Below are 13,142 nucleotides of genomic sequence, written 5' to 3' on the forward strand. Positions count from 1 at the left end.
CCGATGAATATCGAACATTGCATGAAATAAGTAATCTCTTTGATCATTAAAAACAGGTATCAGAAGCTCTTCCGCATATGTTTTCCCAGGAAAAGCACTGCCTTCATTTTTGATAAATTCATCAAGCTTACCCATTTTTGAACCTCCGATTTATAAAGCTTTTTCCGCCTTGATTCCAAAAAACTTGTTTGAAATGAAAAGCACGATAACAATAAGCGTAATTTGTATCATCCCATAGGCAGCGGCCTGCCCCATATTGAACATCCGCAGCTGATTCATGATTTCAATGGATATCGGCCTATTGGAAATCGTATATAACAGCACCGACGTTGGAAATTCCCCGACTGACTCGATGAATGCCAATAATGTCCCTGCCAACACGCCAGGCATGATGATCGGCAAAATGACCTTTCTGAAGGTATAAAACCACTTCGCTCCCAGGTTCCTGGCCGCTTCCTCGATCGAGTCATCCAGCTGCTCCAAAACGGCGTTAGTCGAACGCACAACAAGTGGGATATGCCGGATGAAATAGGCAAGCGGCAATATCCAGAAGCTCCCCACCAATATTTGGCCAAAAGAAAACACGCTCGGTTCATTAAAGGCGAATATCAGGTTCATCCCGATGACCGTTGCCGGCAAGGCCCAGGGAATCATGACCAAAATATCCATAATGCTTTTCCCGACGAATTTCCGTTTAACAAGGACATACGAAGTGATCACACCGAATATCAGATTTGCCAGTGTGGCAATAACGGCCATCAGCAAGCTATTTTGGAGCGGCTTAAAGATATTGGGATCTTCGAATAATAGCCGGTAATTTTCGATATTGAATACGGATGGATACGTTTGAAATGTCCAGGTTCCATCCGGTACAAGTGAAAGCAATAAAATCGTGAAGTGGGGTAAAAGCAGGATGATCACGCCGATGATGCCCGTTATGACCATCGCCCACTTCATAAGCGGGTTTTTCACTTCACTTCTATGTGCCCCAATCCCTTTCGAGGCGATGCGGTAGTCCTTCCTATTCTGATACCATCGCATGAACAATAGGAAGGAAATTGAAACGATGGTTAGAATGACAGATTGAGTTGCAGCCATCTCCATATCACCATTAATCTTCGAAAAATAGATTTGCAGGCTCAGAACCCGGTACCCGCCAGCCAATAAAAACGGGGCACTGAAGGAGGCCATTGAAATCATGAAAACAAGCAAAGAAGCGGCAACGATGGCAGGCGTCAACAACGGAAAGGTCACTTGCCAAAATACCTTGAATTTACCAGCTCCAAGGTTATGAGCGGCTTCTTCCAATGACGGATCGATTTTATGGATTGCAGCGGAGACAGTCATATAAAAATAGACATACATTGTATAGGCATGGACGATCAAGATTCCCGAGAGCCCGCCGATTTTGAAAGGCACTTGCTCGAGGCCGAACAGATCCTTGATGATATTCGGAATCAATCCCGATTCTCCATATAAAAACAGGAAGGCCATGACCCCGACCAATGATGGCAAAACGATCGGCAATATCGCTGCAGATGAAAAGAAGCTTCTGCCTGGAAAGTCAAATCGATTAAAAATGAATGCGAGCGGAATGCCTATCATCGCACTGACAACTACACTCAAACCGGAGATATAAACGGAATTCCAAAGCGCCTCCAGGTTCGTCTTCGATTCCTGTACGAAGAAGTCTTGGTAATTACCCAGGGATGCTGCCCCGTCTTTTTGCAGGCTTTCGATGAAAGTCCTTAATGAAGGATAAAGAACATATGCCGCGAGCACCAATACAACTGGGATAAGCAGCCAAACCGTCAATCTCGTATCGCGATTTTTAATCATGGAACATCACCGCTTATAATCGGAATGAGCCGAAGCCGATTCTGGGGTAGTTGAACATGCACTTCCATCCCTTGATAAAAGCGTCCAAATTCATGAGTATTCAAGACATCCACTCTAAGTAACACGTTTTGAATAGCCACGGTGATAGTAACCACAGATCCAAAAAATTGGACGGAATCGATTTTCCCTTTAAAGCTATTCACTTCTTCTTCTGCCACATCCAAAATTCGGATGGCTTCGGGACGAATCGAAACGGCAAGGTCCTTATCCGTCCGCAAAATGGACTCTCCCTCTCCAGCGTGATTGGGAACATCAATCGTAATCGGATGATCAACGTTTTTAAGCGTGACCACTACATTCTCTTGCTGCACACTTTTGACTTGAACGGGTAAAAGGTTACTTTCACCTATAAAACCAGCCACAAAATCATTGGCCGGCTGATTATAAATTTCGGACGGCGTACCGACTTGATGACATACACCATAATTGAACACAGCAATTCGATCACTCATCGATAATGCTTCAGCTTGATCATGTGTGACATAAATGGTGGTGATTTTATAATCACGCTGAAGCCTTAATATCTCCACCCTCATTTCATCACGAAGCTTGGCGTCCAAATTACTTAATGGTTCATCAAGCAGCAATATTTCCGGTTCGATCACCAGTGCTCTCGCAAGGGCCACCCGCTGCTGCTGACCGCCGCTTAACTGGCTCACTTGGCGGTTTGGGTAGCTCCCAAGCCTGACTTTTTGGAGGGCATCAAGCACTCTCGTCTTTAACTCCGACGATGGGATTTTTCTAACACGCAGGCCAAATGCCACATTTTCAAAAACAGTCATATGGGGAAAGAGAGCATAGTTTTGAAATACCATGCCTGTATTTCTTTTTTCCGGCGGTACGCGCGTCATATCTTTGTCGCTAAAGCGGACGGTGCCTTTCGTAGGATAATAAAAGCCGGCAATCATCCGAAGCGTCGTCGTTTTACCGCAGCCGCTCGGTCCAAGAAAGGTAAAGAATTCCCCTTCTTTAATCTCCAGGTTTAAATGGTCAACAGCTATCGTTTTTCCGAAGGCTTTTTGGACATTTTCCATTTTTATTGAAGCCATCCAACGACACTTCCTTATTCTTTAATTTCCTTATCCCCACTTTTAATGTTTTCGTCCCAATATTTCATCCACTCATCACCTTTTTCTTGGAAAACATCCCAATCAATATCCATCGCTTTGATTTTTGTGCTCGTAATCCATTCTGGTAAATCCGGTACATCACTTCTTGTCGGGATCCGATAAAATTCTTCGGCAAGATTTTTTGCCGCTTCCTTCGAATTGACGAACTCATAAAACGCTTCGGCCGCTTTCGGATGCTTGGCACCTTCCACGATGGCAATTCCTTCGGTCAGTACCGGCGTCCCGCTTTCCGGAATGACGAACTCGAACGGATACTTTTTATTTTCTTTCAGCATGACGACATCCGGCATGGCCCATACGGAAAGGGAGCCCTCTCCTTTGGCTATCTTGTTATACATCAATTCCGGATTTGCTGAATATTCCTTTGTGTTTTGGTCGAGCTTCTTTAACCAGTCATATCCTTCTTTTGGATCCTTCGCATCTTTATACGTACGATAGATCATCGAAGAAAAGATGGTCCTCATCGTACCTGAGGCTAACGGATAGCGGATGATGATTTCTTCTTTCCACTTCGGATCGAGCAATTCATCCCAATCTTGCGGAACTTCATCCTTTGAAAGCTCGTTGCTGTTATACATGATCACTTCGGGTGTCTGGCTCGTTCCCGTCCAAAACCATTCCGGATCGTGGAATCCTTCATCAAGGCTATTTGAATAGGTTGGCTTATATGCAGCTAGCAGCCCATCAGCCTTAGCTTGATTGAAACTCGTTGAAGGAGCTCCCCACCAAACGTCTGCCTGCGGGTTATTTTTCTCTGATCGAACTCGGTCGAGGATTTCCTGGGACCCCATGTCAAGCCACTCGACATCAATCCCATATTTAGCTTCGAACTGCTTTTCATATTTTGCTAAAATATCCTTTCCATGCGGCGAGTACACCACAATTTTGTCTTCCAATCCTCCCTTGGCACCGCCAGCTTCGCCATTCGTTTCCGTATCTGCTCCGTTACAACCGGAAATCAATAGGGCCGTCGATAAGGCCCATAAGGAAAGATACAATCTTTTGCTGTATTTCATATATGATCCTCCTCATCACGTAAATTCAAGACACTATCATGCTCCCTCAAAAATAGGGAAACCGCTCCTAATACACCTGCGTTTTCTCCCAGTCTGGCTGGTTTGATTTCTACTGAACTTGGAAGATAGCGATCAATGATCTCCTGTATTCTAGGTAAAATATATGCAGCTGAATGCAAGACGCCACCTCCTAAAATGATCACCTCGGGATTTAACAAACTGGCCGCATTGACAACGCCGCAAGCTAAATGTTCGAGCGCTTGATGAATGACTTCGATTGCTGTCGCATCACCTTTCGCTGCGGATGAAAAAGCATCTGCCCCTGAAAGCTGTGAAGACTGGGCCTGCCCGAACAAGGAATGATGAGGATTGTTTCGTACAGCCTCGGTATAGTGATCGCCAATCGCTTTCCCCCCTGCAACGCTTTCCAAGTAGCCGTATCTTCGGAAAACCGGCTTGAACTCACGTTTCATATCCTCTTTGTCCGTTACCATATACCCGATTTCCCCAGCTGCGCTGGAAGCTCCCCTGTATAACTGATTATTCAAGATAATGCCGCTTCCAATCCCCGTACCAACTGCAATGAACAGTACATTCCGCTTATTACGTGCATTGCCGAGCCACTGTTCTCCGAGGGCCGCCGCATTCACATCATTGTCGATATGAATCGGAAAATCGAAAAAACGTTTCGCTTCCGCTATAAACGGATACTGCACCCATCCTAAACTCGGTGCCTCGATTACCAATCCACTTGCCGTTTGCGTAATCCCAGGAATCCCAACCCCCATCCCTAAAATCCTGTCTCTGACAATCTGGTTCTTGGCAATCAATCGTTCCGTTTCATGCGCCATCTGTTTAAGTAGACCCGTTTGTAGATAAGTACTTGTTAAAAAGCCAATTTCAGCCAGGATGTTGCCGGATAAATCACATAACACGATTTTCACCTTCGTCCCGCCAATATCGGCGCCAATGATATATGCCGCCTTTTCATTGAAAAAGAGCTGAATGGGCCTCCTGCCTCCCTGGGAGGATGATTCGCCTATCCCCTTCTCATATATCCATTCCTCCTGTATAAGCTCATCAACCGCCATGGAAACAGTTGGCTTACTAAGTTGAAGCTTACCGGCAATTTCTGCTCTTGAAATCGGTGAACATTCTCGGATGCATTGAATGATTCTTTTTTTATTGATATATCTTTGTTGACGAGGTGTTCTTTTCATACTCATCACATCACGGCCTTACCTTAGTTAGTTAGTAAATATGACTAATTCATTTCGGCAATTTCTTTCGATTAAACCGCCCGATTATAATAGTTACTTCTAATCATTTACAAATATAACCATAAATGTTATTCATTATATATCTTCTTTTTCAGGTTAGTTAGAAATGAATACTAACCTACATTTTCTTGCTTCATTACATCTTTTTAAAAATCGAAGGGGGTTGATAAGAAATGGAAAAAGCATGGATAGCTTTGCTTTCCCTTATGTTGGTGCTCGTGCCATTGCGGTTCGATGGGGTTTCAGCAAAGCCGGTGAAAACCAATGTCGCGTTATGGAATGCTGTTAAGCCGCTAGAGACAACCGTTACATTCCTAAACAGCGGTGCCCACCCAGATGATGAACGCAGTGACTTTCTCGCTTACCTATCAAGAGGATTGGGCGTGAAGACTTCGAGCCTGATTGCAAACAGGGGTGAAGGCGGACAAAACGAAATCGGCGATGAACTGGACAATGCGCTTGGAATCATCCGTTCGAGGGAAATGATAGAGGCCGCCAAAATTACTGGAGTGAAGGCCTATCATCTAAGTGAAACGACGTCCGACCCGATCTATGATTTCGGCTTCTCGAAAACGCCTGAGGAGACATTGGAAAAATGGGGAGAACAGCTTACGTATGAACGGCTCATCCGCTTTATCCGAACATACCAGCCCGATATCTTGATGCCATCCTTCCAAAACGATGATACCCAGCATGGACATCACCGCACGATGACCATTTTAAGTGAGCGTGCCTTTAAGGACGCGGCAGATCCGGCCATTTTTCCGCAACAATTGAAGCAGGGCCTATCGGTATGGCAAGTTAAAAAGTTGTATGTACCTGTTTCCTCAGCAGATCAAGCCGCCACTTCCATTGAAATAGGCAAATATGATCCCATCTATGGCATGACTTATCCACAGCTTGGGGAACAATCCCGATACCTCCATAAAAGCCAAGGCATGGGTTCCGATATTCCTGCAGAACCCCGCCAAATCCATCTGGATTTGAAGCAAAGCGCCGTCGATATCAAGAAAAATAAGGACCTTTTTGCTGGTGTACCTTACAATTTCACGGAATGGGCTGGAGAACTCCCGCCATCGGCTTCAAGATTGAAGGAAGAATTGACCGATATCCAACGAAAATTGGATGCTGTCATTGCAGCCTATCCAAATGAGAAACGAATTTTCACTAAATCCCAGACAGCCCTCACCCATCTGCGGAACATTAGGGCACAAGTTAAAAAAGCCAAGTTAAGCACTGCGTTGAAGAACGACCTGCTCCATAAGCTTTCATTAAAAGAAGAGCAATTACAAGCAGTCAGTTATGTCTCTTCAGGATTGGATGTTCAAGCTACAGCAGATTCAAGGATCCTCACTCGGGGACAAAAAACGAAGGTGACCATCACACTTAAAAATAATGGCAAGCAAACATTAAAGAAAGTGACGGCTGCTGTGAACGTGCCTAAAGGGTGGAGGGCGAAACCAACATCCAAAAGTGGCAGCCTTGCACCGAATAAAGCGGCAAAGATCACATACCAAATTAAAGTGCCCGAAGATGCCTCCTATTACCGGGCTTATGACGGACCAACCATTACAGCCAACATTACTTATGAGTATGGCAGCACAAAAACATCCATCCTGGAAGAATTGGATGGAACGATTGCAGTCCTTCCCGACGTCGCCCTTTCCCTTTCACCAGAAGATATCGTGGTGAATACAGCTGATGTAAAGGAAGAAATCCCCGTGACCGTATCACTGAAAAATTATTCAGAAGGAAAAGCATCTGCAAAAGTGGCTTTGAATATTCCAAATAACTGGAAGGTCCATCCTAAAAAAACCACTGTATCCTTTAATGAAAAATTAGAAGAAAAGCAAGTGACATTCACTCTCACGCCGCCTAAAACGATTCAAAATGGCGATTATCAGATCAAGGCCTCTGCCACCGTTCACGGTAAGACCTTCAAATCGACCATCCAGGAAATTTCCTATGATCATATCGGGACGTTTTACTACCAATATCCTGCAGCCATCGACACCGCTGCATTTGAGCTTTTAATGCCCGCATCGTTAAAAGTCGGTTACATCGACAGTGGATTTGATAAGGTCGCAGATTATTTGAGCAATGCAGGGTTTACCATTACAAAGTTGACTCCTGCTGATTTGGCTGAAGCTGATTTGAGCCAATACGATACGATCGTCACAGGCATACGTGCCTATTTATCCAGGGAAGATTTAAAGGCCAATAACGCACGCTTGCTTCAATATGTGGAAAACGGCGGTCATCTCGTCGTTCAATACCACAAACCGGGCGATGGCTGGGATGCCATGACGACTGCTCCCTATCCACTTACTCTCGGAAATCCTTCCATTCGGTGGAGGGTGACGGATGAAAAGACAGCGGTAAACGTACTGAAACCAGAATCACCGCTTTTCAACTATCCAAACAAAATAACAGCGGCTGACTGGGAAAACTGGGTGCAGGAAAGAGGATTGTACTTCCCAATGAAATGGGACCCCTCATTCGAAACATTCATCTCCATGGCCGATCCAAATGAAGCGCCATTCGATGGCGGAATCCTGATGGCCAAATACGGTAAAGGCACCTACCTCTACACCAACCTTGTCCTCTACCGCCAAATTCAAGGCCAGGTTCCAGGAGGATACCGAATCATGACGAACCTGATCAGTTACGGATCCAAATAACGAAAAAGAAACCTATGCAGGTGTATAGGTTTCTTTTTCGTTATTTGGAATTATGGTAGTTCTAGAGAGCTGCATCATTCACGTAGTCATGCTTGCAGAAGCTGGCTGTATTGCAAGCCCCATCTGCGACAAAAGATGGTACGAATGCGAACATAAATCCTTTCGTTCCGCTCACCCACGAAGGCACAAACGGCGTCCATTTCTTGCTTTACTCGCGAATTTGTTGACTTTACTCGCGAATTTAGGCTTAGCCCCTCTTTGTCTTCACGCAAAGTGGATAGGAGCGGGTGTGCGAGAGTCTTGCTGGGATACGCGTTAGAAGGAGAACCCATAGTCAAAATAAGCGAGTGCCTGCAGTGCAATGAAACGGGGTAAGTACACCACGACAAACTATAGACACTTTCCATATTAATGATCTAACCCTTTGCCCGCACCTGCAAAAGGCTTCTTTTCCCTAAATTAAAAAAAGTCATGCACAAAGTGAAGGGGAACGGATGCGCGATCGAGGTTCCCCTCGTGTCGCGCATTCCTTTGTCCACACTTTATGCACAACTTCCTTCATGGCCAGCTTATTTGCCGGGCCATCCGAAGGTTCTTGTCCATCCTTGCGTCCTGCTTACAGCACCTTACTCAAGAAGGATTTGGTTCTTTCATGCTGTGGGTTGCCGAATAATGCACTCGGCTCATTTTCTTCAACGATGTACCCGCCATCCATGAAAATGACGCGGTCACCGACTTCGCGGGCAAAGCCCATCTCATGCGTGACGACGACCATTGTCATTCCCTCTTTGGCAAGCTGCTTCATTACCTCTAAAACATCTCCGACCATTTCAGGATCAAGCGCAGACGTCGGCTCGTCGAAAAGCATGATCTTTGGATTCATCGCCAGTGCCCTTGCAATGGCAACCCGTTGCTTTTGTCCGCCGGAAAGTTCTCCTGGATAGCTATTCGCCTTTTCCCTCAGGCCCACCTTATCCAATAGCTCAAGTGCTAATCTGCCCGCCTCGGCTTTATCGGTTGCGCGGATTTTAATCGGGCCCAATGTGATGTTTTCCAGCACGGTCTTGTGGGGAAATAGATTGAAATGCTGGAAGACCATCCCTACCTCTTGCCTCACTTTATTAATATTGATTTTCCTTTTGGGATCGGTTATATTATGTCCGTTTACGATCACCTCACCGCCAGTAACCTCCTCAAGAAGGTTCAGGCAACGCAAAAACGTACTTTTCCCTGATCCAGAAGGGCCTATTACACAAATAACTTCCTTTTCCTGCACTTCTGCATTAATATCCTTTAAAACCTCTACAGCTCCAAAAGATTTTCTTAGGTTTTTTACGGTAATAATGCTCATCGCACTTGAACCCTCCTTTCAATGAAATTGGCAATTAAGGTTATCACATAAATGATGATGAAATAAATCACACCGACAACCAACCAAATCTTGAATGCCTCAAACGTTGCCGAAGCTTGAATCTGGCCTTGCTGGGTTAAATCGGCAATCCCGATGACGGACAATAGGGAAGTATCTTTTAAGCTAATGATCGATTGGTTCGTAATCGTAGGAAGCATCCTCCTAAAGGCTTGAGGCAGCACGACATAGCGCATCGTTTGGGTTCCAGTGAACCCGATTGACCTTGCCGCTTCCGTTTGGCCTTTATCGATGGATTGTATCCCCGCTCTTATTATTTCAGCAAAATATGCTCCTGCATTGATTGCAACGGTGATTATTCCCGCTGTCGTACTGTTCAATGAGATGAGATTCAGTGAATTCACCCCGAAATATATAAAGAAAAGCTGCACGATGAACGGCGTCCCCCGTATCGCATCCACATAAACCTTTGCAATCCAGTTCAAGATCTTGATAGGGGCAAGTCGCAGCAAGGCCACTACTAAACCAATCAAAAAACCTAGGATAATGGCAATCACAAAGATGTAAAGCGTCACCTGAAGTCCTTTTACTAACATAGGCAAAGCCGCAACAATTATATCCATTCCTTTCACCCCTTCGAAAAAGAAAGCGCGCCTCAGGCGCGCTTATTGAGCCTTTAATCTATTCACCAAGATACGTTTTAATGATTTCATCATACTTGCCGTCTTTTTTCAGATTGGCAAGACCCGCATCTATTTTCTTCAATAGATCCTGGTTTTCGCCTTTCAATACAGCAATTCCATACTGATCCCCATTCAAGCGCTCACCTACGGTTTTCAAGCCAAGGTCTTTTTGGGCAATGGCATACGAGATAACGGGATAATCTTCGATAAGTGCATCGGCGTTGCCATTCGACACTTCCTGGAACATCGCTGGAGAGTCATTGAACTGAACCACTTTAATCTTTAATTTACCAGCATTATCCTGTGCATATTTGGCACCAGTTGTCCCTTTTTTGACCGCTACCGTCTTCCCCTTAAGGTCAGCAACCGATTTAGTGGACTTATTATCCTTCGTAACGACGACAGTCAAGCCTGCATCGAAATATGGCGTCGAGAAATCAACAACCTTTTTTCTATCTTCGGTAATGCTCATGCCTGCAATGGCCACATCAAGCTGGTTTGCTTGCATCGCTGGAATGATCCCGCCGAAATCCATCGGAGATAACTTGATTTTAAAATTCTGGTCTTTCGCAATTGCATTGATTAAATCAATATCAATGCCTTTATATTCGTTTCCTTCTTTGAATTCAAACGGCGGATATGTCGTATCCACGCCAACTTTATATACTTTTTCATTTTTCTTTTCGTCACCAGCATTTTTCCCATCATTGCTCCCACAAGCCGAGATAAAGATAGTCAAAATCAAAAACAAACTAAGTAAACCAAGTTTCTTCATTGAAATCACTCCAATTCTTTGATTATGCGTGATAATAAATAATTCTCCCTATAATATAGCATAAGAATAAAGTATTATAATATGAATTTTTAGAATAAATATTATTTTCTTCAAATAATATTTATTGTGTTTTTCTTAACTCTTCTAAAAAATAGGAATATTAAAAACCAAAAAGTGGCACATAAGGCAAAAACGTTATAAAAAGGAGCCATTTCAATGAGCGGAATAGATAAAAGAAATAAATTATTGGAAGAACCCTTCACTTATATCCTCACAAAGAAAGCAACCATAATCATTTATTTCAATCAGAAGCAAATCATGGTCGTAAAGGATAAACAAGCCGAGCGGCTGATAAAAAAAATTAAAAACTGTGAACACAGCATATTGGAGGTACAATTGCTTCTCGCCAAAATTACGGGTAACTTTAAACACGGGAATGAGAAGCATTCGAAATAAAACAAAATGGGGAATCGGGTTCACAAGGTATTGAATCATTATCCCTGGATGCCTTCTATTTTTTACCATTTTTTAAACCATCAAGATTTCTAAATCCGAACCGATATAGTTATTATCTAAATCCTGAGACTTTGAAGAACTATCCGTATATGGGCGCTTGGATGGTTTGGAGTCAGTAGCGCAACCGGCTAATTAAACGTTATGTTTAGTTGGCTTTTTTTATCTGGATTATTAACTGATTGAGGAGTCTGACCATGAATAAATTCAAAGGGAATTATTTAATGTTGATGTTTAGTGCAGGAACGGTTTTAATGGGGATTTTCATTCACTTCTTGCACAGGTACACGAGGTTTTTACAGGACTATCTCATGATGAGGGGAATTGCAGAACTTCCTTCTTACCTGGAATTTTCGCTTGTCCTATTGTTTATGCTGCCTATCTTATTCTTCCTAATCGCAACCATCTTCTATAAGAAAAATAGAAATCATCCGTTGCTGCCTTGGTCCATCACGCTCTGCCTCACATTTTCCTCGATATCCATGATAGCTGGGGGAAATGGTTTGGTTGAGTATCATTTTTCAATTTTTATGGTCATTGCTTTAATCGCTTTCTTCGATTCCATCCAGCTTGTCCTGTTGAGCACGATGATTTTTGCCTTGCAACATCTGGCAGGTTACTTCTTATTTCCGGAGCTGCTTTGCGGAACATCCAATTATGCCTTTTCGCTTCTGCTGGTACACGCAGTCTTTCTAATTTTGACTAGCGGGGCAACGATCGTCCTGCTTTTGCATAAAAAATCAATGAAAAGAAACCTATCGGAGCAAAACCGCAAAATCGAGCAAAAAACAATGGAGCTGCTTACGGCATTGGATATAATGTCACAAGAAATGCTGCTTGTCTCATCGGAGATAAAAGGAACGAGTCAGGAAACCAATAGTGCCTCAGCTCAAATTAATGCCAATATCCAGGACATGTCTGTAAAAACGGAACGTAATTTGGACCTGACGGAATCCAATATGCTGAAGCTGAAGGGCATGGAAGAACAGGTCCTCGATCTTAAAAATCGTACGCATGAGGTTGCCGAAAGCTCCAATTCCACCAGCACTCATGTGGATACCGGCCAGCAGCTGATGAAGAAGCTTCATATTCAATTCGAGTTAGTCACTGAACATGTATCAGGTTTGGCAGGTACGATTCACCGATTTAAACAGCGAATGCAAGAAATCGAGCAATTTACCATCATGATTAACCGTATTTCCGATCAGACTAATCTTTTAGCCCTTAATGCTTCCATAGAGGCAGCACGTGCGGGAGATGCAGGAAAGGGATTTGCAGTCGTTGCGGAAGAAGTCAGGAATCTCGCTAACCAGTCAGATCTATCTGCCCAGGAAATTGTCCGTGTGGTCAGTAAAATCCAAGACGAAACGGAATTGATCCAGAAACAAGTAGAACATTCCATCATGGATGTAGAACAAGGAGCGAAAATCGCTGATGAATCCCAGCTGGTATTCGGATCGATTTATTCATCCAACGAAGATGTGAACCAGCTATTGCGTCTCTATGAATCAAACATATATCAACTAACAGAGACGAACAGGAACGTTCATGAAGTATTTGGGTCCATCCTGCATGATTCACAGGAATCTCGTGCCGCAAACCAGCAGATTGCGACTTCTACAAGTGAACAAGCTTTCTTGATGGAATCTTTGATGAAGCAATCTCTTCATCTGGAGGGTCAGGCAAAACAAGTGGCGGAGTTGGTTGTCAATCTAAACCAAAAAGCGCCATCTTAAACGATGTAACCCGCATTTCAAATAATGCGGGTTTTCGTCATGTTCCAGCTGAATGGAGTT

General features: G+C 43.9%; 10 protein-coding genes and 1 riboswitch. Of the genes, 3 read left to right on the top strand and 7 right to left on the bottom strand.

All coding sequences use genetic code 11. From position 1 onward, the window contains the following. Nucleotides 1-150: 150 nt before the first annotated feature. The 4 genes from CVN76_RS03730 to CVN76_RS03745 are packed head-to-tail and all read right to left on the bottom strand — an operon-like array spanning nucleotide 151 to nucleotide 5,271. A complete protein-coding gene (locus CVN76_RS03730; RefSeq protein ID WP_100530335.1) occupies nucleotides 151-1,839 on the bottom strand; it encodes an ABC transporter permease in 1,689 nt (562 codons plus the stop codon). After that, nucleotides 1,836-2,948 carry an ABC transporter ATP-binding protein gene (locus CVN76_RS03735; RefSeq protein WP_100530336.1) on the bottom strand — a complete coding sequence of 371 codons (1,113 nt, stop codon included), beginning with the start codon at nucleotides 2,946-2,948 and terminating at the stop codon, nucleotides 1,836-1,838. Before CVN76_RS03735 ends, CVN76_RS03730 begins: the two co-directional genes overlap by 4 nt. 14 nt (nucleotides 2,949-2,962) lie before the next feature. Further along, a complete protein-coding gene (locus tag CVN76_RS03740; protein WP_100530337.1) occupies nucleotides 2,963-4,045 on the bottom strand; it encodes an extracellular solute-binding protein in 1,083 nt (360 codons plus the stop codon). Continuing rightward, complete coding sequence (locus CVN76_RS03745; RefSeq protein WP_232732093.1) at nucleotides 4,042-5,271, bottom strand: ROK family transcriptional regulator; 1,230 nt, start codon at nucleotides 5,269-5,271, stop codon at nucleotides 4,042-4,044. Before CVN76_RS03745 ends, CVN76_RS03740 begins: the two co-directional genes overlap by 4 nt. 227 nt (nucleotides 5,272-5,498) lie before the next feature. Between CVN76_RS03745 and CVN76_RS03750 the strand changes: the two genes are divergently transcribed. Continuing rightward, entirely contained in the window at nucleotides 5,499-8,006 is a 2,508-nt protein-coding gene (locus tag CVN76_RS03750) for an NEW3 domain-containing protein (RefSeq protein WP_100530339.1), read from the top strand. A 616-nt stretch (nucleotides 8,007-8,622) separates the two neighbouring features. Here the strand turns inward: CVN76_RS03750 and CVN76_RS03755 are convergent. Genes CVN76_RS03755 through CVN76_RS03765 form a run of 3 tightly spaced genes read right to left on the bottom strand, consistent with a single transcriptional unit; the run spans nucleotide 8,623 to nucleotide 10,833 of the window. Next, entirely contained in the window at nucleotides 8,623-9,357 is a 735-nt protein-coding gene (locus CVN76_RS03755) for an amino acid ABC transporter ATP-binding protein (protein ID WP_061143610.1), read from the bottom strand. Continuing rightward, complete coding sequence (locus CVN76_RS03760; protein ID WP_061143611.1) at nucleotides 9,354-9,998, bottom strand: amino acid ABC transporter permease; 645 nt, start codon at nucleotides 9,996-9,998, stop codon at nucleotides 9,354-9,356. The genes CVN76_RS03755 and CVN76_RS03760 overlap by 4 nt, the downstream gene beginning before the upstream one ends. A gap of 58 nt (nucleotides 9,999-10,056) precedes the next feature. Then, a complete protein-coding gene (locus CVN76_RS03765; RefSeq protein WP_100530340.1) occupies nucleotides 10,057-10,833 on the bottom strand; it encodes a transporter substrate-binding domain-containing protein in 777 nt (258 codons plus the stop codon). Nucleotides 10,834-11,049: 216 nt separating this feature from the next. On the opposite strand from CVN76_RS03765, the gene CVN76_RS03770 reads away from it, so the two are divergent. Both CVN76_RS03770 and CVN76_RS32285 read left to right on the top strand, forming a co-directional pair. After that, nucleotides 11,050-11,289, top strand: coding sequence for a hypothetical protein (locus CVN76_RS03770; RefSeq protein WP_100530341.1), 240 nt, complete (start codon nucleotides 11,050-11,052; stop codon nucleotides 11,287-11,289). A 115-nt stretch (nucleotides 11,290-11,404) separates the two neighbouring features. Continuing rightward, a riboswitch (cyclic di-GMP riboswitch) is annotated at nucleotides 11,405-11,486 on the top strand. A gap of 1,017 nt (nucleotides 11,487-12,503) precedes the next feature. Beyond that, nucleotides 12,504-13,082 carry a methyl-accepting chemotaxis protein gene (locus CVN76_RS32285; protein WP_442857545.1) on the top strand — a complete coding sequence of 193 codons (579 nt, stop codon included), beginning with the start codon at nucleotides 12,504-12,506 and terminating at the stop codon, nucleotides 13,080-13,082. The last annotated feature ends 60 nt before the right edge of the window (nucleotides 13,083-13,142 follow it).

Source organism: Bacillus sp. mrc49 (assembly GCF_002803435.1).

Coding starts and splice junctions, on each gene's coding strand:
- CVN76_RS03730 (WP_100530335.1), bottom strand. CDS start 1,839: ATGATTAAAAATCGCGATACGAGATTGACGGTTTGGCTGCTTATCCCA.
- CVN76_RS03735 (WP_100530336.1), bottom strand. CDS start 2,948: ATGGCTTCAATAAAAATGGAAAATGTCCAAAAAGCCTTCGGAAAAACG.
- CVN76_RS03740 (WP_100530337.1), bottom strand. CDS start 4,045: ATGAAATACAGCAAAAGATTGTATCTTTCCTTATGGGCCTTATCGACG.
- CVN76_RS03745 (WP_232732093.1), bottom strand. CDS start 5,271: ATGAGTATGAAAAGAACACCTCGTCAACAAAGATATATCAATAAAAAA.
- CVN76_RS03750 (WP_100530339.1), top strand. CDS start 5,499: ATGGAAAAAGCATGGATAGCTTTGCTTTCCCTTATGTTGGTGCTCGTG.
- CVN76_RS03755 (WP_061143610.1), bottom strand. CDS start 9,357: ATGAGCATTATTACCGTAAAAAACCTAAGAAAATCTTTTGGAGCTGTA.
- CVN76_RS03760 (WP_061143611.1), bottom strand. CDS start 9,998: ATGGATATAATTGTTGCGGCTTTGCCTATGTTAGTAAAAGGACTTCAG.
- CVN76_RS03765 (WP_100530340.1), bottom strand. CDS start 10,833: ATGAAGAAACTTGGTTTACTTAGTTTGTTTTTGATTTTGACTATCTTT.
- CVN76_RS03770 (WP_100530341.1), top strand. CDS start 11,050: ATGAGCGGAATAGATAAAAGAAATAAATTATTGGAAGAACCCTTCACT.
- CVN76_RS32285 (WP_442857545.1), top strand. CDS start 12,504: ATGCAAGAAATCGAGCAATTTACCATCATGATTAACCGTATTTCCGAT.